This is a genomic window from Roseicyclus amphidinii (assembly GCF_030163755.1).
Taxonomy (GTDB): Bacteria; Pseudomonadota; Alphaproteobacteria; order Rhodobacterales; family Rhodobacteraceae; genus Roseicyclus; species Roseicyclus amphidinii.
On record NZ_JASJOE010000020.1, the window covers coordinates 1 to 20,311 of the forward strand.

A 20,311-nucleotide genomic window follows, 5' to 3' on the forward strand; every position below is an offset into this window, starting at 1 on the left:
AGTGTGTCCGCCATCCGCGTCACGATCCGTAAACCGCGACCCCGTCCAGCGCCCCGCCGCGCCTCAGCGCCGCCGGTGAAGGGGCTTCTACGGATACCTCACGACACCCGCAAGTGCTTTTTTGCAGATTGGTGACATTTTTTGCGGACACACCCTAAAACGGTTTGTTTTCATGCAGTTGCACCACGCCCTTCGGTCGCCGGAGGCCGGTTTGAGGCCGTCACCGGCGACGCCTCTGCCAAGCCGGAACTGCCCATGCGCAGCTGTCTTGTGGCCAGGCAAAACTGCACCCCCAGATATGGGGCACCGGGCCGGAAATCACGGCCGACTCAAGGGGCCGCGCGGCGTTCGGGCCGGCGTCCCCGCAGGACGATCAGCCCGATGATCACACCAAGGTAGACCAGCGGCTCGAGCTGGAAGCCCTTTGCAAGCCAGACGTAATGCACCGCCCCCAACAGCGCCGCCGGGTAGACCAGCCGGTGCAGCTTGCGCCACGCGATGCCGCCCAGCTTGCGCACCGCCCAGTTGTTCGACGTCACGGCCAGCGGGATCAGCATCATGAACCCCGCCATCCCGATGGTGACATAGGGCCGTTCGAGGATATCCGCCCAGATCGCCGACAGGCGCTGCACGTCCAGCACCGCCCAGACAAGGAAATGCGCCAGCACGAAGAAGAAGGCGAGCACCCCGATCGCCCGGCGGAACGGCATCAGGTTCAGCCCCGCCCAGTGCCGGAGCGGCGTCACCGCCAGCCCCGCCACGATCAGTTGCAATGCCAATTCGCCGTAGCGGTGTTCCAGCGCCTCGATGGGCTCGACGCCGAGGCCCCCGGTCGCGCCCAGCCAAAAGAGCCAGCCGCCCCACGCGGCGCCCACCACATAAAGGGTCCACGGGGGCACCCGTCGCAGCCCCGCGTTCACGCGGCTCATCAGGGGCGGTTTCGCCGGGATGTCGGATGCGCCGGCCATGACGTCAGAAGAACTCCGCCAGGTCCATGCCCTCGTAGAGCGAGGCGACCTCGTCCTCGTAGCCGTTGAACATCAGCGTATCGATGCGCGGTGCGAACAACCCGCCGCCGATCCGCCGCTCGCTTGCCTGCGACCAGCGCGGATGGTTCACGTTCGGGTTCACGTTGGAATAGAACCCGTATTCGCGCGGCTGCGCGGCGTTCCAGCTGGCATAGGGTTCCTCGTCGGTCAGCGTGATCCGCACGATCGACTTGATCGACTTGAAGCCGTATTTCCACGGCACCACCAGCCGGATCGGCGCGCCGTTCTGCTTCGGCATCGGTTCCCCGTAGAGCCCCGTCGCCATGATCGTCAGCGGATGCATCGCCTCGTCCAGCCGCAGCCCCTCGCGGTAGGGCCACTCCAGCACCGGCACCCGCACGCCCGGCATCTCCTCGGGGCGCAGCAGCGTCTCGAAGGCGACATAGCGCGCGCCCTCCTGCACGCCGACCCGCGTCAGCAGATCGGCCAGCTCGAACCCGTTCCACGGGATCACCATCGACCAGGCCTCGACACAGCGGAAGCGATAGATGCGCTCCTCGATGGTCATGCCCGCGACGATCTCGTCGAAGGAATAGGTGCCGGGGTTGTCGACCATGCCGTCGATCACGATGGACCACGGCTCGGTCGTCATCATGTGCGCGTTGCGGGCCGGATCGTTCTTGCCGGTGCCGAACTCGTAGAAGTTGTTGTAGGTCGTGATCTCTTCGAACGTGTTGGGTTCGAGAGCATCCTGCGCCCGCGCAGCCCCCCCGATCAGGCCGGCGCCCAGCATCGCCCCCGCGCCCGCCATGATCTGACGGCGGTTGAGGTAAGTCTCCTTCGGGGTCACATCATCCCATGTCAGGTCGGAGGTGTAACGGCGGGCCATGCGTATCTCCTTGATCGGTGGCGGTTCGAGCTTTGCCGAATATGGGTCCCGGCCCAACCCGTGACACGCGATCTCACGAAACTGTTCAAGGACCGCGAGCGATGCGCGACCGGCGCGGCACCGCCTTGAAACAATTCACACCCTTTCGGTCACGGCCTCTCAAATGATCTCACGCGCATTTTACTGGAAGGCGGCGCGCGCCGCGGCTTAGGCGCAGAACCCGCTTCGTCAAGCCGCTCCGCGAAAAATCGCCTTGCTTGAAACGGTATGCGCCGCAGCCACATCGCCGCTCGACGAGGGCAACCGCTCTCGCGCCAAACCATACTGAGGAGATCGCAAAATGCGTAAGATGATCCTTGCTCTCGCTGCCACCACCGCCCTGTCGGCACCGGCCTTTGCCGGCGGCCACGGCATGAACATCGTGGAAACCGCTGTCGGTGCCGGCAGCTTCACCACGCTGGTTGCAGCTGTCGAGGCGGCAGGTCTCGTCGAGACGCTTTCGGGCGAAGGCCCGTTCACCGTCTTCGCACCGACCGACGAAGCCTTCGCGGCCCTGCCCGAGGGCACGGTCGAGTCGCTTCTGCTTCCCGAGAACCGTGACCAGCTGGTCGCCATCCTGACCTACCACGTCGTGCCCGGTGCGGTGATGTCCACCGACCTCAGCGACGGCATGATGGCGGCCACCGTTCAGGGCGGCGAGATCACCATCGACCTCGACAACGGGGTGATGGTCAACGACGCGACCGTCGTGACCGCCGACATCGAGGCGTCGAACGGCGTCATCCATGTCATCGACAGCGTGATCATGCCCCCGATGTAATCGGTACCCGGCGCGTGCCCGGGCCGGTCCCGGGCGCGCGCCATTGTTCCAAGACCCATAACGACCGGGTGTAACTGTCCAGTAAAGGAGATCTGCCATGGACCGCCGTAAATTCCTCACCACCTCCGCTCTCGGCCTTGCCGCGACCGCCACCACCGGCCTGATGTCGACCGTGCCGGCGCGCGCCGTCACCGGCACCAGCAACATCGTCGAGCTTGCCGTCGCCACGCCGCAGCTGTCGACGCTCGTGACCGCCGTTCAGGCCGCGGGCCTTGTCGATGCGCTTGCAGCGCCGGGCAGCCTCACCGTGTTCGCGCCGACGAACGATGCATTTGCCGCCCTGCCCCATGGTGTGCTGGACGGGCTCCTGGCCGATACCGCGGCGCTGACCAGCGTGCTGACCTACCACGTCTCGGGCAGCTACTACCCGGCCGAAGCCCTGCTCGGTCAGCACGGCCGCGTGCCGACGCTCCAGGGCGGCTTCATCAACGTGAACGCCACCGGCTCGGCGGTCCACCTGAACGGCAACACCCGCGTCACCACCCCCAACGTCTTCGCCTCGAACGGCGTGGTTCACCTGATCGACCGCGTGCTCCTGCCGCACTGATCGGACGACAGGACGTCACGGAAACGCCCCCGGCGCACAGGCACCGGGGGCGTTTTCGCGTCGCACGGCACCGCAGGCCGTCAGTAGCGGTAGGACAATCCCACAGTTTGACCGGTCTCGAGCGTGATCTCGGTCGCGTAGATCTCGAGCGGGCCGTCATCATCGACCCGCCCCGCCACGCGGATCTTTTCACCGTCGCGCACCGGCATGGCGTTCGGCCCGATGTAGACCAGAACGCGCCCCGTCGCGTCGGCCAACAGGAACTCGTCCTCGTCGGTGATCCGCTCGACCGTGCCCTCGACCGTCACCGCCATTCCGCGGCGCAGGTCCTCGACCGCGGTCACCTTGGCCAGCGCCGCACCCGGCAGGGCAAGCGCCAGCGCGGCACCCAGAAGCATCACCTTCATCGCAGCCCCCCTCAATCCAGCGCGACGAGCAGCAGGACAACCGCCGCCACCCCGCCCAGCGCCACCGCCCAGCCGGGCAGCGTCACCGTCACGTCCGATTTCAACCAACCGCGCAGACGGTCCGTCTGCGAAGGCCCCTTGTCTTCCGTCTGTTCCGTCATGGTCCTGATCCTTGCTGTGACACAGGGCAGAAGTAGGACGGAGCCAATCACGTTAAATACTATCACTCACCCAATATTGATAGGATTTCCCTAAAGAAAACCCCCGGTCACCGGACCGGGGGCCTTGCCTGTCACACCCGCGCGCACTCAATGCACCACGGCATCATCCGGCTTGGGCCGAGTCGAGGGCGCGACGCGGTCCCCAACGATCAGCCCGTCGACCCCGGCATGAACCGAGACCGCGCTGCCGTCCATGATCTCGCCGGCAAGGATCATCTCGGCCAGCTGGTCCTGCAGGCTGCGCTGGATCACCCGCTTCAGCGGGCGCGCGCCGAAGACCGGGTCATACCCCTCGTCGGCCAGCCAGCTCAACGCGGCCTCGTCCAGCTCCAGCGTGATCTTCCGCTGCGCCAGCCGCCGCTCCAGCCGCTTCAGCTGGATACGAACGATCCCGTCCATGTCGACCCGCGTCAGCCGGTCGAAGACGATCATGTCGTCCAGCCGGTTCAGGAACTCGGGCCGGAAATGCGCCCGCACCGCGTCCATGACATCGCGCTTGGCCTGCGCCGCATCCGACCCGTCGGGCAATTGGCTCAGGGCCTGCGACCCGAGGTTCGAGGTCAGCACGATCAGCGTCTGCTTGAAGTCAACGCGCCGCCCCTGACCATCAGTCAGGATGCCGTCGTCCAGCACCTGCAACAGCACGTTGAACACCTCCGGATGCGCCTTTTCGACCTCGTCGAACAGGATCACCTGGTAGGGCCTGCGCCGCACGGCTTCGGTCAGGACGCCGCCCTCGTCATACCCGACATAGCCCGGCGGGGCGCCGATCAGCCGCGCGACCGAGTGCTTCTCCATGAACTCGCTCATGTCGATCCGCACCATCGCCTGGTCGTCGTCGAACAGGTACTCGGCCAAGGCCTTGGTCAGCTCGGTCTTGCCGACGCCGGTCGGCCCGAGGAACAGGAACGAGCCGAGCGGCCGGTTCTCGTCCTGCAACCCCGCCCGCGCGCGCCGAACGGCCCGGCTCACGGCCTCGACCGCCTGCCGCTGGCCGATCACGCGGCGGCCAAGCTCCTCTTCCATCTTCAGAAGCTTCTCGCGCTCGCCTTCAAGCATCTTCGACATCGGAATGCCGGTCCAACGCTCGACCACCGCGGCGATCTGTTCGGGGCGGACGGCCTCTTCGACCATCACGTCCTCGTCCTGTTCCTCCGCCGCGGCCAGCTCCTTCTCGAGCTGCGGGATCACGCCGTAAGACAGCTCCCCCGCGCGGGCGAGGTCACCCTGACGCTTCGCCTGGTCCAGTTCCGCGCGCGCGGTATCGAGCCGCTCCTTGATCGTCCGCGCCGACTCCAGCTTGTCGCGCTCCGCCTGCCATTTCGCCGTCATCTCAGCCGATTGCTGCTGCAGGTCGCCCAGCTCCTTCTCCAGCTTCTCCAGCCGGTCCTTCGAGGCCTGGTCGTCCTCCTTCTTCAGCGCCTCGGCCTCGATCTGCATCTGCAGGATCTGCCGATCCAGCGCGTCCAGCTCCTCGGGCTTGCTGTCCACCTCCATCCGCAACCGGCTGGCAGCCTCGTCGACAAGGTCGATCGCCTTGTCGGGCAGGAACCGGTCCGTGATGTAGCGATGCGACAGCGTCGCCGCCGCGACCAACGCAGCATCCGAGATCCGCACGCCATGGTGCAGCTCGTATTTCTCCTTGATGCCGCGCAGGATCGAGACGGTGTCCTCCACCGTCGGCTCCTCCACCATCAAGGGCTGGAACCGCCGGGCCAGCGCCGCGTCCTTCTCGACATACTTGCGGTATTCATCCAGCGTCGTGGCGCCCACGCAATGCAACTCACCCCGCGCCAGCGCAGGCTTGATCAGGTTGGCCGCGTCCATCGCGCCATCCGTCTTGCCCGCACCCACCAGCGTGTGCATCTCGTCGATGAACAGGATGATCTCGCCAGCCGCCGCCGTGATCTCGCCCAGAACGGCCTTCAGACGCTCCTCGAACTCGCCGCGATACTTCGCGCCCGCGATCAGCGACCCCATGTCGAGCGCCATCAGCGTCTTGTTCTTCAGGCTTTCGGGAACATCCCCGTTCACGATGCGCAGGGCCAACCCCTCGGCAATCGCCGTCTTGCCGACGCCGGGTTCCCCGATCAACACCGGGTTGTTCTTGGTCCGACGGCTCAACACCTGCATCGCGCGGCGAATCTCCTCGTCACGCCCGATGATCGGGTCGATCTTGCCCTCGCGCGCGGCCTCGGTCAGGTCGCGGGCGTATTTCTTCAACGCCTCGTAACTGTCCTCGGCCCCGGCGCTATCCGCCGTGCGCCCCTTCCTCAGATCGTTGATCGCCGCGTTCAGGCTTTGCGCGTTCACCGCGCCCGCATCCAGCGCGTCCTTCGCGCCCGATTTCACCACGGCCAGCGCGGTCAGCAGCCGTTCGACGGCGACGAAACTGTCGCCCGCCTTCTGCGCGATCTTCTCGGCCTCATCGAGCACCTTGGCCGTCTGCTTGTCGAGATAGGTCTGCCCGGCATCGCCGGTCACCTTCGGCATCTTCGCCAGCGCCAGGTCGACCGACTCCAGCACGCGCTGCGGCGCACCGCCCGCCCGCGCGATCAGGTTCGACGCCAACCCCTGCTCGTCATCCATGAGGGCCTTCAGGACATGCTCGGGGGCCAGCTTCTGGTGGTCCTCGCGCTGTGCGATCGTCTGCGCGGCCTGAAGGAACCCGCGGGCGCGATCGGTGAACTTCTCCAAGTTCATGGTCTTTCTCCTTTTCAAAGCACCCGGTCTGCCACCACCCGGCTACGCGGCATGGCGGCCTGTGGGCCTCGTGCATTTATGTGGGATGCATGGGCATGCCCTGCAAGTCACACCGAAATCCACAGTGGAAACATTACGCTAGGACGACGGCCGGGAATCTGTCACAAAACGCCAGGCGGCCGCGTGTGTTTCTGGCCGCGTAAGGGGGGCGCATCTCGCGGTACCCGCGCCCCCCGACTCCAATGGACAGATCGGGCGCGCAGGCCTAGGAACGGGCGGACCATACGTTCCGAAAGGCCAGCCTCCATGACCAGCCCCGCCGATGACCGCCTGATCGTCGCCCTCGATGTCGACAACGCCCTTCAGGGCCTGCAACTGGCCGGGCGGATCGGCGACGCGGTCTCGTTCTACAAGATCGGGCTGGGGATGCTCACGGGCGGCGGCCTCGCGCTCGCCAACGAGCTCAAGCAGGAACACGGCAAGCGCATCTTCCTCGACATGAAGTTCTTCGACATCGGCGCCACCGTGGAAAAGGCCGTGCGCGGCATCGCGGCCTATGACCTCGATTTCCTGACCGTCCACGGCGACCCGCAGGTGGTGCGCGCCGCCAAGGAGGGGGCCGCGGGCAAGCCGCTCAAGATCCTCGCCGTCACGATCCTGACCTCCAACGACCGCGCCGACCTCGATGCCAACCTGATCGTGCCGGGCGACATGGCCGAGATCGTTGCCGCCCGCGCCGCCCGCGCCTTCGAGGCGGGGGCCGATGGCGTCATCGCCTCCCCGCACGAGGCCGCGATGATCCGCGCGCTTCCGCAATCGGCGGGCCGCCTGATCGTCACTCCCGGCGTCCGCCCCGCGGGCAGCGCCACCGGCGACCAGAAGCGCATCGCCACCCCCGCCGCCGCCATCGCCGCCGGGGCCGATCACATCGTTGTCGGCCGCCCCGTCTGGCAAGCGGACGACCCCCGCACCGCGGCGCAGGCGATCACGGCCGAACTGGCCTGAACCGCGACGCGGTCACCCGTCGTTGATATCCCGGTCAAAGGTCTTCACCTGCCCGCGATAGACGCCCGCCCAGCGGCGCAAGCCCAGCCACGAGACCAGCGACACCACCGCGAAGACCAAGAGCAGCACCGGCAGCGAGCCGCCCAGCCACACCGCCAGCGGCCCACCCACCAGCAAGAGCAGCGCAACGACACCCGCGCCCACGGCGAACCCCAGCAGCACGAAGCCCGGAACCAGCACCTCGGCGATGGCCAGCATCACCGCCGCAACACCCCAGACCCACCACGCGGCCCACATCAGCCGCGCCCCTTCAGCATCTGGAACGCCTTGCCGAAGGCATCGACGGCATCCGCGGGAACGATGATCGTCTGGTTGCCCTGCCCGTTGGCGACCGACCCGATCGCCTCGACCTGCTTGAGCGCGATGTTGTATTGCACCGCCTCCAGCCCGCCCCGCGCGATCGCCTCGGCCACCACGCCCGTGGCATAGGCCTCGGCATCGGCCTCGACCCGCCGCGCCTCGGCGGCCTGTCGGGCGGCGTAAAGCTCGGCGTCGGCGTTCAGCTCCACCGCCCGCTTCTGCCCCTCGGCCCGCGTCACCGCGGCGCGCCGCTCACGCTCGGCGTTCAGCTGCTGCAACATCGCGTCCCGCGTCGCCTGGTCGAGGTTCACGTCCAGGATTTCCGCCCGCGTCACCTCGATCCCCCAGTTGTCGACGGCATCCTCGACGCTGGTCTTGATCGTGGCGATCAGCGTGGCGCGGTTCGATTGCACCTCATCCAGCTCCATCTTGCCGATCTCGGCCCGCACGATCCCCGCCACCGTCGTGGCAATCGCGGCATCGACATCGCGGATGCGGTAGACCGTCTTTTCCGGCTCGAGGATGCGGTAAAAGACGCTCGTCTCGACCTGCACCAGCACGTTGTCGGCGGTGATCGCGTCCTGGCTCGCCGTCGGCAGCTGCCGCTCGAGGATCGAGACCTTGTGCGCCACCCGGTCGAGGAAGGGCACGATGAAGTTGATCCCCGGCCCCAGCACGGCCTTCAGCCGCCCGAAGCGCTCCACGACATGCTGCTCGGACTGCGGCACGATCCGGATCGCAAGGAAGATGCAAAGGATGAGGAAAAGGGCGAGCAGCAGGATCACGAGGTTCCCGCCAAGAAGATCGGCAAGCAATTGGTCCATGTCGATACTCGTCTGTTGGCTGTCGGGCTTCATACCCGAAGATATGCGGGGCAATCCCGCCCAAGGCTAGGCATAAACGCCATGCCCCACCGGTGGATTTCCGCCGTTCCCCGGATCGCCGCCACCTTCCCCGCCCCCGGCAAAGCGCCTATCTTCACGCCATGCCCGCCCTGTGCCGCGATTGCCTGCATCCTTTCGAGACCGGACGCCGCTGCCCCGCCTGCGGCAGCCCGCGGATCACCGCGCATCCCGAGCTGTTCGATCTCGGCATCGCCCACATGGATTGCGACGCCTTCTACGCCAGCGTCGAGAAACGCGACAACCCCGCCCTGCGCGACAAGCCCGTCATCATCGGCGGCGGCCGCCGCGGCGTCGTCTCCACCGCCTGCTACATCGCCCGCATCAAGGGCGTCCGCTCGGCTATGCCGATGTTCCAGGCCCTGAAACTCTGCCCCGAGGCCGTCGTCGTGAAGGGCCGGATGGAGGTCTACGCCCGGGTCTCCCGACAGATCCGCGCGATGATGGAGGACATGACACCCGCCATCGAACCCCTCTCGCTCGACGAGGCGTTTCTCGACCTCACCGGCACCGCGCGGCTCCACGGCGCGCCCCCCGCGGTCCTGCTGGCGCGGCTCGTGAAACGGATGCAGACCGAGTTGGGCATCACCGGCTCCATCGGCCTGTCGCACAACAAGTTCCTGGCGAAACTCGCCTCCGACCTCGACAAGCCGCGCGGCTTTTCCGTGATCGGCCAGGCGGAAACCCTCGATTTCCTCAGCGACAAGCCCGTGCGCATGATCTGGGGCATCGGCGCCGCCGGACAGGCCAGCCTCGAGGCGGTCGGCATCCGCAGCTTCGCCGACCTTCGCCGCTGGGACAGGCGCGACCTGCACGAGCGTTTCGGCACGATGGGCGAACGCCTCTGGCACCTTTGCCGCGGCGAAGACACCCGCCGCGTCGCCCCCGACCGTGCCGTCAAGTCGATCTCGAACGAAACCACCTTCGCCGAGGACATATCCGACCCCGACATCCTCGACGGCCACATCTGGCGCCTGGCCGAAAAGGTCGCCGACCGCGCCAAGGCCAAGGGGCTGGCGGGCCGCACCGTCACGCTGAAACTCAAGCGCGACGATTTCAGGCTCCTGACCCGCCGCCTGTCGCTGCCCGACGGCACCCAGGTCGCCGACCGCCTCTACCGAAGCGCCCGCACGCTCTACGACCAGGCCGACCACCCGCGCCCCTACCGCCTCATCGGCGTGGGCCTCTCCGAGCTGATCCCGGCCGAGGCCGCCGACCGTTCCGGCGACCTGCTCGACCCGCAGGCCGCCCGCCGGATCAAGGCCGAGCGCGCCACCGACGCGATCCGCGCGCGCTTCGGTGAAGACGCGATCCTCAAGGGCCGCGCGTTGCGCTGAGATCCGGGGATTGCGCCGGCTGCGCCGTCGCCCGTGGCGGAAAACAAGGTTTTCCGAACCCCTTGGCCGGCGCTGGTGCGGACCTCGGAGGGCATCTCTCACGTGAGGGTCACGCAAGGGTCGATGCCTCCGGCGGCCATATTTTCGGGATAGAGATGCAGCACGCGCGCGCCCACCGCATCTTCATCCTTCAAATATGGCGGGGGAGTCCCGAAGGGACGGGGGCGGAGCCCCCCACGCGCGAAGCGCAAACAAAAGACTCACGGAGCGAAGCGACCTGAAAGAAACGCGGCCCAAGCCGCTCCTTTTGGTCAGCGGCGCATCATTCGGCGGCCAGCGGAACGCGACCGGGGCGCGTGGCGATCACCCGGTCGATCACATTGGTGACGATCCGCTTCATCGTGTCGAAATTGCCCGAGGGCCGCAGCAGCCGCTCGTTCATGTAAAGCGCCCGGTCGATCTCGATCTGCACCGCGTGCCGCCCGCGCGCGGGCCGTCCGTAATGCTGCGTGACGAACGCCCCCGCGAAGGGCGCGTTGCGGATCACGCTCAACCCCTCGGCGACGAAGGCCGCTTCCAGCACATCCACCAGCTCGGCCGCGGCCGACGCGCCGAACCGGTCGCCCAGCACGACATCGGGCCGGCGCTGACCTCCGCGCGTGACCCCGTCCAGCGCCTCGTGCGGCATCGAGTGGAAATCCAGCAGCACCGCCTCGCCGTAAAGGTGTTGCGCCTCGCCCATCAGCCCGCCCAGGGCGGCATGGTAGGGCCGCCAGACCTCGGCGATTCGGGTCTCGGCCTCGGCGCGGCTGATCTTGCCGCGGTAGATCGCGCGCCCATTGGCCACGACCCGCGGAATCACGCCCAGCCCGGACGAGATGCGCGGCGTCTGCAGACCCCGCGGCACGCCCTCGACCACGGCGGGGTCCATCTCGTCGGGGCTTCGGTTCAGGTCCAGCCAGGCGCGCGGATATTCCGCGGCGATCAGCGGCGCTCCCAGGCGCGGCGCCTCTGCCACGAGCATGTCCATGAACGCATCTTCGGACGAGCGGATGCCCTGCGAATCGAGCACTGTCGCCGCAAGGAACTCCGGCGGATAGTAGCGCCCCGAATGCGGCGTCGCCACGACGACGGGGGTCAACAGGTCGCGCGGGCGATCTAGGCGATAGGCAGGCGGCATGCGCACTCCGGGTCTGTCCGTTCCGCAAAGATATAGCGGGTTTTCGCGCGAGGCCAAAAGCCCTTGAACCCCTCCGATCTTCCTTCTATAGACCGCACACCCAAGCGGCGGCGGCGCGGCACCTGGCCTTTCGGCGGGTGACACCTGCAAGGTCCCGGTCGGGTTCGGGCGGTTAGCTCAGCGGTAGAGCACTACGTTGACATCGTAGGGGTCACTGGTTCGATCCCAGTACCGCCCACCATCTTCCCTTTTCTTGAAAGGGGGCAGCGACGGGGACAGCGCGGCAGCGTCGGGTCCCGTGGCAAGGAATTCGCCGGTCCCCCGCGGGGCCAGACAACAACCCAAGGCGCATCGCCGCGCCGCGACGAAGGAGAAGGCCATGAAGGTCAAGAACTCGCTCCGCTCGCTCAAGCAGCGCCACCGCGATTGCCGCGTCGTGCGCCGCAAGGGCCGGGTCTACGTGATCAACAAGACCCAGCGCCGCTTCAAGGCCCGCCAGGGCTGAGACCGCAGCGCAAGCTGATCGGAAAGGCCGCCCTCGGGGCGGCTTTTTTCGGTCTGCCCACCCGCCAGGCCCACCCGCCACGCGCATGTGCGAGCGGCGCGCGCCTAGTCGCCCGCCTCGCGGCGCAGCAGGTCATCCAGCGTGTAGCGCGCTTCGATCGGCCCGGCGTCGCCCGCGATGAAATCGGGGTCCTGCCCCATGCAGCCCAGCCCGCAGACCAGCACCGCGAGGCCCTCTTCGCCGTCGATGTACCACAGCCGCCCGCCGGGCGTGGCCACGTACCCGTTCACGCCCTCCTCCATGTCACCCAGCAGATCGGTGCTCGACGGCACCTCGCTGTCGGCCCCGCTGTCGAAGGCCGCATGGGTGTGGAACGAGGCCGTCACCTCGAGGAACCGGCTCTCGTCACCCCGGCTGAGGCAGGACCACGCGTCGCCCCGCGTGACCTCGGTCGCCATGTAACCGCCATCCGGCAACAGCCCGATATAGCCGCAATACTCGCGATTCTCCGCGAAGCTGCGCGGCTGCAGATCCATCAGGATCTCCCGCGCAACCTCCAGCTCGGCAGGGTCCTGAGCAAGGGCCCCGCCTGCCAGACCAACGGCCAACAGGGCACAGGCCACCCCACCACTCGTAAACTGCTTCACTCGAAAATCCTTCCTCCGATGGCCTCCGCAAGCAAGCGCACAACCGTCATCTGGTCAAGATACCCGGTCGCGCCCATGCCCCGCGACCGCTGATACTCGCGGATCGCCGCCCGCGCGCGCCCGTCGAAGCGTCCATCCACCCGGCCCGGATCGATCCCCAGCGCCGCCAGCCGCTGCTCGGCCAGCTGCCGCATCTGCGGCGTCAGGTTCAGCGCCGCCTCGCGCGCCTCGGCCAGCGACAGCTCGCGCGGGGTCAGCCCGGTTTCCAGCACCGACAGCCGCGATTGCGCGACATCGGCGAACTGTCCGCCCGGATACAGCTCGAGATACCGCCGGTAGGCCGCCACCGAATCGGCGGCCCGGACCTCCTCCCAGACGCGCTCTTCCTGGGCTTCCACCTCGGCCATGCGCGCCGCGTCGATCTCGTCCAGCCGCGCCTGCGCCACCTCCGAGAACAGCCCGTCGGGATAACGCGAGAGATAGGCGCGCAGCGCCGCCTCGTCCCGGCCCTGTCCCGTCGCCTGCCAAAAGGCGCGATCCGCCTGCGCCTGGGCCTCGCGCTGAAGCCGCGCCTCTTCCTCCAGCTCGGCGGCGCGTCGGCTGGCCGCCTCGCGCAGCACGGCGATCTGCGGCCCGGTCAGGAACCCGGTCACCTCGAAGCCGCGCGCGCCCTGCCAACCGCGGATCGCGCCGCGCGTGCCGGGCCCGAAGATCCCGTCGATCCCCCGCGTGTTGTAACCGAGCAGGCTCAGATCCCGCTGGATCTGTTGCCGCTGCGACCGGCCCAGGGACAGCGCCGCCTCTGCGGCCTCCGCCCGCGCCACCGGGTCGGCGGCCTCCGCCTCCAGCGCCGCAACCCGGTCCCGCGCCTCCCCGGCAAAGACACCGGCCGGGAACTGCTCGAGATAGGCGCGATAGGACCCGGGCGTGTTCAACTCCTGCACCGCGGCCCACAGCGCCGCTTCCTCCTCCGAGGGGCCTGTGGGCGGCTCCGCCTCGCCCTGCTCCTCCGCCTCGACCGGCGGAACCGGCAGGAAGGGCAGCGCGGGCGACACGAACCCGACCGCGCGCAGCCCGCGCGCCTCCTCCAGCGCCTCGGCAAGGTCGGCCCCCGGCCGCAACAGCACGTCGCGCGCCAGGTCGGCCAGCGCGTCCGTCGCCCCGGTCACGATCGTCACCCCCTGCGGGGCCTCCAGCACCCCGAGCCCGCGGGCAAGCCCCGCGCCCGGCTCGATCCGCCGCATCTCCTGCCCCAGCAACACCACGGCCCGCCCCGGCGCACGCGCCGCGATCTCGAACAGCACGTCCAGCGCGATCCCCTCCGCGCCGACCGTGGCAAGGTCCGGCCGCTCCGCATCTGTCCCCAGAAGCCATGTCCCCACCGCGGAATGCAGCAGGTGCCCGGACAGGGCGACCAGAACGCGCTCGCTCTCCTCGGCCTCCAGCAGGGCCGACACCGCCGCGCGCAGTGCCTCGGCGGTGCCGTTCTCCACCACGATCACGTCGAAGCCCGCGCGGTCCAGCGGCCCCTCCAGCGACAGGATCTCGTCGCCGCCGTTCAGGTTCTGCGCCGCGCCGTAGCGGTCATTCGCAATCAGCAGGGCGGTATCCGCCCCGGCCTGCGTGGCAGCGCCAAGGGCGAGGGCAAAGGGGATCAGGGCGGGAATCAGGGCGCGCATGGCGGCTACCTCCGTTGGGTCCGGTTTCCCCCTCGGGGTAGCACGATCCCCGCCGGTTAACCGATAACCAACTCCGCCGATCACTCGTACTTTCGTTGATCGTCGATCACGAGCCCATCATTCGGCAGGCTTCCGGGCGCCACGATCTCGACCCGCCCCTTCAGCTTCATCACCGCGGCCACGCTCTCGGCCAGCGCATCCGCGTCGGCGCCCTCGGCCTCGACCCGCACGGTCATCACATCCATCTCGCCCTCGCGCGTGGCGATGACGCGGGCGCGCCCGACCCCGGCATGACGGCCCACGAACTCGGCCACCTGCTCGGGGCGCACGAACATGCCCTTGATCTTCGTGGTCTGGTCGGCACGCCCCATCCAGCCCTTGATCCGCAGGTTCGTCCGCCCGCAGGGGCTTTGCCCCGGCAGCACGGCCGACAGGTCGCCGGTGGCGAAACGGATCAGCGGGTAATCGGGGTTCAGCGTGGTGACCACGACCTCGCCCACCTCACCCTCGGCGACAGGGTCGCCCGTGCCGGGGCGCACGATCTCCACGATCACGCCCTCGTCCACGATCATCCCCTCCATCGCCTCGCTCTCGTAGGCGATGTTGCCCAGGTCGGCGGTCGCATAGCACTGCAGGCAGGCGATGCCGCGATCCGCATATTCCGTCCTGAGCGAGGGGAACAACGCGCCCCCCCCGACGGCGGCGCGGGCAAAGGCCAGCTCCACCCCCATCTCGTCCGCCTTGTCGAGGATCACCTTCAGGTAATCCGGCGTCCCCGCATAGGCGGTGCAGCCCACGTCCTTCGCCGCGCGCACCTGCAACTCGGTCTGCCCCACACCGGCTGGCAACACCGCGGCCCCCACCGCCCGCGCCCCGCTCTCGAAGATCATGCCCGCCGGCGTCAGGTGATAGCCGAAGCAGTTCTGCACCACGTCGCCCGCCCCGATCCCCACGGCATGCAGGAAACGGCCCATGCGCCACCAGTCATGGCTCACGCCGCCCGGCTCGTAGATCGGGCCGGGGCTCTGGAACACATGGGCCAGGTTGCGCACCGGCAATCCGCCGAAGGGCGGATGCTCGGCCTGCCGCGCCACCAGCTCCGACTTGCGCAGCACCGGTAGCCCGGCCAGCTCGTCCAGCGACGCCACCGCCGCCATACCGTTCGAGGCCAGCTGCGCGTTCAGCTGCGCCAACTGGTCCGCGGCCCGCGCATCGGCGCTGCGCGTCTCGAGCGCGTCGTAATGTTTGCGGTTCTCGTCCAGCATCAGCTCAGCCACCTCTTGCGCCGCCGGTAGCTCCGCACGTCACGGAACGATTTCCGGCCCTCCTCGGACATGCCGAGGTAAAACTCCTTCACATCCGGGTTCTCGCGCAGATCGGCTGCGGGCCCGTCCATCACCACCCGTCCCGATTCCAGGATGTAGCCGTAATGCGCAAAGCGCAGCGCCACGTTGGTGTTCTGCTCGGCCAGCAGGAAGGTCACCCCCTGCTCCTCGTTCAGCCGCTTCACGATGCCGAAGATCTGCTCCACCAGCTGCGGCGCCAGCCCCATCGACGGCTCGTCCAGCAGGATCGTCTCGGGCCGGCTCATCAACGCCCGCCCGATCGCCGTCATCTGCTGCTCGCCACCGCTGGTATAACCCGCCTGGCTCCCCCGCCGCTCCTTCAGCCGCGGGAAATAATCATAGACCATCTCCAGGTCGGCGGCGATCGCGCCACGCCCGTCCTTGCGCGTGTAGCTCCCGGTCAGCAGGTTCTCCTCGACGGTCAGGTGCTCGAAACAATGCCGCCCTTCCATCACCTGGATCACGCCCCGGTCGACAAGGTCCGACGGCGTCAGATCGGCCACCGGCTCGCCGCGATAGAGGATCGACCCCTTCGTGACCTCGCCGCGCTCGGAATGCAGCAGGTTCGAGATCGCCTTCAGCGTCGTCGTCTTGCCTGCCCCGTTACCGCCCAGAAGCGCGGTGATGCCCCCTTTCGGCACCTTCAGGCTGACACCCTTCAGCACGAGGATCACGTGATTGTAGATGACCTCGATATTGTTGACCTCCAGAAGCGTCTCCGCCCCGTCCAGCTCCGGCGCCACGCCATCGCCATGGGTCTCCAAAGGCTGGTCCAGCATCTCCCGGCTCTCCCCTGCCACGGCGCCCGTCACAAGCCCCGTTGATATCCCGTTAAGGTTAACGCGCGCGCCCCCAAGGCCCACGCCCCGCCTTCATCTTCCCGAAAATACGGAAATCCCGGCGGCGACACCCGCGCCGCCGCCGGGGGTCCTGGATCAGCTCTCGCCGCACTGGCTCGAGATGTTGTTCTCGGCCGCGAACTGCGCCGAATCCTCCTCGATCAGCGGCTGCGTGACGCTGTCGTCAGGCGCGATGAAGTCGGTCAGCGTGACCCACTCCGTCCCGTTCCACTGCGTCATGATCGCCATGCCGGTGCCGCCGTGATCCTCGCAGCTGACCGCGAACTCCGGCCCGATCATCGGCATGCCCAGCTCTTCCATCCGCGCGTTGGTGATCTCCAGCGCCTCCATCCCGTCGCGCATCATCGCGGGCGTGATCGCGGCGACGCCATGGATCTCCTGCGCGGTGCGGATCGCCTCGGCGGCCAGCATCGCGGCATACATCCCACGGGTATACAGCACCGAACCCACGTTGGTCCCGTCGCCCGCGGCCAGCCCGGCCTCGTGGACATGGGTGCGGATCTCGTCGAAGACCGGCATGTCGCCCAGCCGGTTCATGTTCAGCGCGCGGTAACCCGCCGCATCCGCACCGGCCTGCGCCACGTCATGATCGGCGCCCGCCCACCAGTTGCCGATGAAATTCTCCATCGGGAAACGGGTGTTGATGGCTTCCTGCACCGCGACCTGGTTCATCACGCCCCAGCCCCACATCACGACATAATCGGGACGCTCGCGGCGGATCGTCAGCCACTGGTTGCCCTGCTCCTGGCCCGGATGGTCCACCGCCAGCTGCGACAGCTCGAACCCGTGCATCTCCGACAGCGTCTCGAGCGTGCGGATCGGCTCCCGGCCATAGGCCGAGTTGTGGTAGAGCAGCGTGATGGTCTTGCCTTCCAGCGACCCGCCGTTCTCCTCGAGCAGCTGGTTGATGATCACGCTCGCCGCGTCCCAGTAATTCGCCGGGTAGTTGAACACATGGCTGAACACGTCGCCATTGGCGGCGCTGGTCCGGCCATAGCCCATCGTGTGCAGCGGGATGCCGTCGGCGGTCGCGCGCGGGATCAGCTGGTAGGTGATGCCGGTCGACAGCGGCTGGTAGACCAGCGCGCCTTCGCCCTTGGTCGATTCGTAGCACTCCACACCGCGCTCGGTGTTGTAGGCCGTTTCGCAGCTGACGATGCGCACCGTCTCGCCGCCGATGCCGCCGTCACGCGCGTTCAGCAGGTTGAAGTAATCCTGGTAGCCGTCCGAGAACGGGATGCCGCCCGCGGCATAGGGGCCGGTGCGATAGTGCAGGTCGGGGATCACGAGATCCGCCAGCGCGGGGCCTGCGGCCATCACGCCCGCCACTGCGAATGTTGCCAGTTTCTTCATCGGGGGTTCCTCCCTTTGGGTTTGTCCGTTCAGTCTTGCGCCCCGGTTGTCCCCGGGTTTCTCGCTCGGCGGCCCGCCCTCCTCCCGGCCGGTGCCGCAATCATAGGGTGGGCGATCCCGCCCACCGCCGGGCCCTCCCGCTCAATGCGGGAAGGGCCACAACCTCAGCTTCTCCTTCGCCAGCGACCACAGCCGCGCCAGCCCGTGCGGCTCGACGATCAGGAAGAACATGATCAGCGCGCCCACGATGACGAATTCGAAATGCGTCGCCAGCGCCGGGTCCCATCCCAGGCTGCCGGCAAAGAAATTCCGCAGCGCCACCGGCAGGATCACCATGAAGGCCGCGCCCGCGAAGGCCCCGAAGATCGAGCCGAGCCCCCCGATGATGATCATGAACAGCACCAGGAACGACTTGATGATGCCATAGGCCTCGCCCACCTCGGCCGCACCCAGGTAGACCGTGAACAGCAGCGCCCCCGAGATGCCCACGTAGAAGGACGACACCGCAAAGGCCGTCAGCTTGGCCTTCAGCGGGTTCACCCCGATGATCTCGGCCGCGATGTCCATGTCGCGGATCGCCATCCACTGCCGCCCGATGGATCCGCGCGTCAGGTTCCGCGCGATCCAGGCCAGCACGAAGACGAAGGCGAAACAGAACAGGTATTTCGCCCAGGCCTCGGCGTTCGGCCCCGTCACCGCGATGCCGAACAGCGTCCGCTCCGGCGCGCTGATCTGCCCCGAGGCCGAGTAGTTGTAGAACCACGGCACCTTGTTGAAGAGCCACACGAGAAAGAACTGCGCCGCCAGTGTCGCCACCGCCAGGTAGAACCCCTTGATCCGCAAGCTGGGCAGGCCGAAGGCCACGCCGACCATCGCCGTCATCGCCCCCGACAACAGCGTGATCGTCACCATGTCCAGCCCCGGAAAGGCCGTCATCAGCTTGTAGGAGGTAAAGGCCCCCACCGCCATGAACCCGCCGGTGCCCAGTGACACCTGCCCGCAATAGCCCGTCAGGATGTTCAGCCCGATGGCCGCGATGGCATAGATCAGGAAGGGGATCAGGATCGCGTTCGCCCAGTAGTCGGTGATGACGAAAGGGATCACTCCCAACCCGATCAGCAGCACGATGTAATAGCGATACCGGTCAAAGGCGATCGGAAAGGTCTGGTTGTCGGCGGCGTAGGACGTCTTGAAATCGCCCGCTTCACGGTAAAACATCAGGCGGTCTCCCTTGTCATCATGATCCGGCCCAGCGTGCCGACGAGAAAGCCGAGCGGCGTCAGCACAAGCGGCCAGACCGTCAGGTCACGCGCGCCGAACAGCTCGGCCACAAGGAACAGGCCCGCGAACCAGAACACGCCGAACCCAACGGTGCAGGTGATCGCCCAGAACTTCCGCGCGGGGCGTCCGCCCGTGACGAACACAGGCCTGCCCTGGTTTGCGAAGGCATTGGGCGGGGGGGATTGCTTGCCGGTCAAGGTCATCTCGCTCACACCCTCTCGATGATCTTCTCGCCGAACAGGCCCTGCGGCCGGAACACGAGGAAGACGAGCGCCAGCACATAGGCGAACCAGTTTTCGGTCGCGCCGCCGATCATCGGGCCGATGGAGAACTCGAACAGCGCCTCGCCCATGCCGATGATCAACCCGCCCACGATGGCCCCGGGGATCGAGGTGAAGCCGCCCAGCATCAGCACCGGCAGCGCCTTCAGCGCGATCAGCGACAGCGAGAACTGCACCCCCGATTTCGACCCCCACATGATGCCGGCCACCAGCGCGACGATGCCCGCCAGGGTCCAGACCAGCACCCAGACGTAATTCAGCTTGATGCCCACCGACAGCGCCGCCTGGTGGTCATCGGCCACCGCCCGCATCGCGCGGCCCTGCTTGGTGTATTGCGCAAAGGCGATCAGCCCGCCCACAAGGATCGCGGCGATGATCGCAGCCGAGATGTCGAGATTGTCGATGAAGAACCCGTAGCCGAAGATCTCGAAGGTCGCCGCGTCGATGGCGTCGTTGATCCCCTGCGGCAGGCCCACGTCCATGTTGCGGATCTCGGACCCCCACATCAGGTCCGACACCCCCTCGAGGAAATAGGCCAGCCCGATGGTCGCCATGAACAGGATGATCGGCTCTTGCCCCACGAGGTGCTTGAAGACGAATTTCTGCACCAGCACGGCAAAGGCCAGCATCACCACCACCGTCAGAAGGATCGCGGCCAGCGCGGGCACCTCCCATCCGAAATAGTGGACATCGGTCCCGAAGATCTCGTTGATCAGGTGGCCGAAGGGCACGCGCCCCTGCTGGATGCCCACCAGCGTCATCGCCGCGAACAGCGCCATGACCCCCTGCGCGTAGTTGAAGATGCCGGACGCCTTGAAGATCAGCACGAAGCCGAGCGCCACGAGGGCATACATCACCCCGTTCAGAAGGCCGTTGATCGTGACCTCCATGGCGAAAATCAGTTGGTCGGGCATGCGCGGCCTCCCTGGCTCGGCGTAT

21 protein-coding genes and 1 tRNA gene are annotated in these 20,311 nt (G+C 67.4%); 6 read left to right on the plus strand and 16 right to left on the minus strand.

From position 1 onward, the window contains the following. Positions 1 to 329 precede the first annotated feature (329 nt). Both msrQ and msrP read right to left on the minus strand, forming a co-directional pair. On the minus strand, positions 330 to 968 hold the full coding sequence (gene msrQ / locus QQK83_RS08755) for a protein-methionine-sulfoxide reductase heme-binding subunit MsrQ (RefSeq protein ID WP_284263437.1): 639 nt from the start codon (positions 966 to 968) through the stop codon (positions 330 to 332). Positions 969 to 972: 4 nt separating this feature from the next. Continuing rightward, complete coding sequence (msrP, locus tag QQK83_RS08760; RefSeq protein ID WP_284263438.1) at positions 973 to 1,878, minus strand: protein-methionine-sulfoxide reductase catalytic subunit MsrP; 906 nt, start codon at positions 1,876 to 1,878, stop codon at positions 973 to 975. 340 nt (positions 1,879 to 2,218) lie between these two features. Between msrP and QQK83_RS08765 the strand changes: the two genes are divergently transcribed. Continuing rightward, a complete protein-coding gene (locus QQK83_RS08765; protein WP_284263439.1) occupies positions 2,219 to 2,698 on the plus strand; it encodes a fasciclin domain-containing protein in 480 nt (159 codons plus the stop codon). Between the two features lie 97 nt (positions 2,699 to 2,795). Next, the gene (locus QQK83_RS08770; protein ID WP_284263440.1) at positions 2,796 to 3,305 is read left to right on the plus strand and encodes a fasciclin domain-containing protein; all 510 of its coding nucleotides are present in this window, start codon (positions 2,796 to 2,798) and stop codon (positions 3,303 to 3,305) included. Positions 3,306 to 3,385: 80 nt separating this feature from the next. Here QQK83_RS08770 and QQK83_RS08775 read toward each other — a convergent pair whose 3' ends face one another. The 3 genes from QQK83_RS08775 to clpB form a co-directional block, all read right to left on the minus strand. Then, positions 3,386 to 3,712, minus strand: coding sequence for a NirD/YgiW/YdeI family stress tolerance protein (locus QQK83_RS08775; RefSeq protein ID WP_284263441.1), 327 nt, complete (start codon positions 3,710 to 3,712; stop codon positions 3,386 to 3,388). Between the two features lie 11 nt (positions 3,713 to 3,723). Then, the gene (locus tag QQK83_RS08780; RefSeq protein ID WP_284263442.1) at positions 3,724 to 3,873 is read right to left on the minus strand and encodes a hypothetical protein; all 150 of its coding nucleotides are present in this window, start codon (positions 3,871 to 3,873) and stop codon (positions 3,724 to 3,726) included. A gap of 147 nt (positions 3,874 to 4,020) precedes the next feature. Then, positions 4,021 to 6,636 (minus strand): ATP-dependent chaperone ClpB, encoded by a 2,616-nt coding sequence (clpB, locus tag QQK83_RS08785; RefSeq protein WP_284263443.1) that lies wholly within the window; start codon positions 6,634 to 6,636, stop codon positions 4,021 to 4,023. A gap of 306 nt (positions 6,637 to 6,942) precedes the next feature. Between clpB and pyrF the strand changes: the two genes are divergently transcribed. Continuing rightward, complete coding sequence (gene pyrF / locus QQK83_RS08790) at positions 6,943 to 7,641, plus strand: orotidine-5'-phosphate decarboxylase (protein WP_284263444.1); 699 nt, start codon at positions 6,943 to 6,945, stop codon at positions 7,639 to 7,641. Positions 7,642 to 7,653: 12 nt separating this feature from the next. Here pyrF and QQK83_RS08795 read toward each other — a convergent pair whose 3' ends face one another. Beyond that, positions 7,654 to 7,938, minus strand: coding sequence for an NfeD family protein (locus tag QQK83_RS08795; protein ID WP_284263445.1), 285 nt, complete (start codon positions 7,936 to 7,938; stop codon positions 7,654 to 7,656). Then, positions 7,938 to 8,825 (minus strand): SPFH domain-containing protein, encoded by an 888-nt coding sequence (locus QQK83_RS08800; protein ID WP_284263446.1) that lies wholly within the window; start codon positions 8,823 to 8,825, stop codon positions 7,938 to 7,940. The genes QQK83_RS08795 and QQK83_RS08800 overlap by 1 nt, the downstream gene beginning before the upstream one ends. A gap of 161 nt (positions 8,826 to 8,986) precedes the next feature. Here QQK83_RS08800 and QQK83_RS08805 point away from each other — a divergent pair, with 161 nt between their 5' ends. After that, entirely contained in the window at positions 8,987 to 10,240 is a 1,254-nt protein-coding gene (locus QQK83_RS08805; protein ID WP_284263447.1) for a DNA polymerase IV, read from the plus strand. Positions 10,241 to 10,562: 322 nt separating this feature from the next. Here the strand turns inward: QQK83_RS08805 and QQK83_RS08810 are convergent, their stop codons facing one another. Then, positions 10,563 to 11,420: an N-formylglutamate amidohydrolase gene (locus tag QQK83_RS08810; RefSeq protein WP_284263448.1), complete on the minus strand. Its 858-nt coding sequence runs from the start codon at positions 11,418 to 11,420 to the stop codon at positions 10,563 to 10,565. A 166-nt stretch (positions 11,421 to 11,586) separates the two neighbouring features. Here QQK83_RS08810 and QQK83_RS08815 point away from each other — a divergent pair. Together QQK83_RS08815 and ykgO are read left to right on the plus strand one after the other, a co-directional pair. Further along, positions 11,587 to 11,661, plus strand: a tRNA-Val gene (locus QQK83_RS08815). A 138-nt stretch (positions 11,662 to 11,799) separates the two neighbouring features. Then, positions 11,800 to 11,925 (plus strand): type B 50S ribosomal protein L36, encoded by a 126-nt coding sequence (gene ykgO, locus QQK83_RS08820; protein WP_012177066.1) that lies wholly within the window; start codon positions 11,800 to 11,802, stop codon positions 11,923 to 11,925. Between the two features lie 104 nt (positions 11,926 to 12,029). Here the strand turns inward: ykgO and QQK83_RS08825 are convergent, their stop codons facing one another. The 8 genes from QQK83_RS08825 to QQK83_RS08860 form a co-directional block, all read right to left on the minus strand. Further along, on the minus strand, positions 12,030 to 12,572 hold the full coding sequence (locus QQK83_RS08825; protein WP_284263471.1) for a DUF4329 domain-containing protein: 543 nt from the start codon (positions 12,570 to 12,572) through the stop codon (positions 12,030 to 12,032). Then, positions 12,569 to 14,251 carry a peptidoglycan-binding protein gene (locus QQK83_RS08830; RefSeq protein WP_284263472.1) on the minus strand — a complete coding sequence of 561 codons (1,683 nt, stop codon included), beginning with the start codon at positions 14,249 to 14,251 and terminating at the stop codon, positions 12,569 to 12,571. Before QQK83_RS08830 ends, QQK83_RS08825 begins: the two co-directional genes overlap by 4 nt. 80 nt (positions 14,252 to 14,331) lie before the next feature. Then, on the minus strand, positions 14,332 to 15,516 hold the full coding sequence (locus QQK83_RS08835) for a phenylacetate--CoA ligase family protein (RefSeq protein WP_284263540.1): 1,185 nt from the start codon (positions 15,514 to 15,516) through the stop codon (positions 14,332 to 14,334). Next, a complete protein-coding gene (locus QQK83_RS08840; RefSeq protein ID WP_284263474.1) occupies positions 15,516 to 16,376 on the minus strand; it encodes an ABC transporter ATP-binding protein in 861 nt (286 codons plus the stop codon). The genes QQK83_RS08835 and QQK83_RS08840 overlap by 1 nt, the downstream gene beginning before the upstream one ends. Before the next feature lie 156 nt (positions 16,377 to 16,532). Beyond that, positions 16,533 to 17,810 (minus strand): ABC transporter substrate-binding protein, encoded by a 1,278-nt coding sequence (locus QQK83_RS08845; protein ID WP_284263476.1) that lies wholly within the window; start codon positions 17,808 to 17,810, stop codon positions 16,533 to 16,535. 141 nt (positions 17,811 to 17,951) lie between these two features. Beyond that, entirely contained in the window at positions 17,952 to 19,028 is a 1,077-nt protein-coding gene (locus QQK83_RS08850) for a branched-chain amino acid ABC transporter permease (RefSeq protein WP_284263478.1), read from the minus strand. Beyond that, a complete protein-coding gene (locus tag QQK83_RS08855) occupies positions 19,028 to 19,294 on the minus strand; it encodes a hypothetical protein (RefSeq protein WP_284263479.1) in 267 nt (88 codons plus the stop codon). The genes QQK83_RS08850 and QQK83_RS08855 overlap by 1 nt, the downstream gene beginning before the upstream one ends. Positions 19,295 to 19,299: 5 nt before the next feature. Beyond that, entirely contained in the window at positions 19,300 to 20,286 is a 987-nt protein-coding gene (locus tag QQK83_RS08860; protein ID WP_284263481.1) for a branched-chain amino acid ABC transporter permease, read from the minus strand. Positions 20,287 to 20,311 lie beyond the last annotated feature (25 nt).

Bases quoted from the DNA above. Each gene is read 5' to 3' on its own strand.
- ykgO (WP_012177066.1), top strand. From the start codon at position 11,800: ATGAAGGTCAAGAACTCGCTCCGCTCGCTCAAGCAGCGCCACCGCGAT.
- QQK83_RS08800 (WP_284263446.1), bottom strand. From the start codon at position 8,825: ATGGACCAATTGCTTGCCGATCTTCTTGGCGGGAACCTCGTGATCCTG.
- QQK83_RS08765 (WP_284263439.1), top strand. From the start codon at position 2,219: ATGCGTAAGATGATCCTTGCTCTCGCTGCCACCACCGCCCTGTCGGCA.
- QQK83_RS08795 (WP_284263445.1), bottom strand. From the start codon at position 7,938: ATGTGGGCCGCGTGGTGGGTCTGGGGTGTTGCGGCGGTGATGCTGGCC.
- msrQ (WP_284263437.1), bottom strand. From the start codon at position 968: ATGGCCGGCGCATCCGACATCCCGGCGAAACCGCCCCTGATGAGCCGC.
- QQK83_RS08810 (WP_284263448.1), bottom strand. From the start codon at position 11,420: ATGCCGCCTGCCTATCGCCTAGATCGCCCGCGCGACCTGTTGACCCCC.
- clpB (WP_284263443.1), bottom strand. From the start codon at position 6,636: ATGAACTTGGAGAAGTTCACCGATCGCGCCCGCGGGTTCCTTCAGGCC.
- QQK83_RS08805 (WP_284263447.1), top strand. From the start codon at position 8,987: ATGCCCGCCCTGTGCCGCGATTGCCTGCATCCTTTCGAGACCGGACGC.
- QQK83_RS08835 (WP_284263540.1), bottom strand. From the start codon at position 15,516: ATGCTGGACGAGAACCGCAAACATTACGACGCGCTCGAGACGCGCAGC.
- pyrF (WP_284263444.1), top strand. From the start codon at position 6,943: ATGACCAGCCCCGCCGATGACCGCCTGATCGTCGCCCTCGATGTCGAC.
- msrP (WP_284263438.1), bottom strand. From the start codon at position 1,878: ATGGCCCGCCGTTACACCTCCGACCTGACATGGGATGATGTGACCCCG.
- QQK83_RS08845 (WP_284263476.1), bottom strand. From the start codon at position 17,810: ATGAAGAAACTGGCAACATTCGCAGTGGCGGGCGTGATGGCCGCAGGC.
- QQK83_RS08770 (WP_284263440.1), top strand. From the start codon at position 2,796: ATGGACCGCCGTAAATTCCTCACCACCTCCGCTCTCGGCCTTGCCGCG.
- QQK83_RS08860 (WP_284263481.1), bottom strand. From the start codon at position 20,286: ATGCCCGACCAACTGATTTTCGCCATGGAGGTCACGATCAACGGCCTT.
- QQK83_RS08850 (WP_284263478.1), bottom strand. From the start codon at position 19,028: ATGTTTTACCGTGAAGCGGGCGATTTCAAGACGTCCTACGCCGCCGAC.
- QQK83_RS08780 (WP_284263442.1), bottom strand. From the start codon at position 3,873: ATGACGGAACAGACGGAAGACAAGGGGCCTTCGCAGACGGACCGTCTG.
- QQK83_RS08775 (WP_284263441.1), bottom strand. From the start codon at position 3,712: ATGAAGGTGATGCTTCTGGGTGCCGCGCTGGCGCTTGCCCTGCCGGGT.
- QQK83_RS08840 (WP_284263474.1), bottom strand. From the start codon at position 16,376: ATGCTGGACCAGCCTTTGGAGACCCATGGCGATGGCGTGGCGCCGGAG.
- QQK83_RS08830 (WP_284263472.1), bottom strand. From the start codon at position 14,251: ATGCGCGCCCTGATTCCCGCCCTGATCCCCTTTGCCCTCGCCCTTGGC.
- QQK83_RS08855 (WP_284263479.1), bottom strand. From the start codon at position 19,294: ATGACCTTGACCGGCAAGCAATCCCCCCCGCCCAATGCCTTCGCAAAC.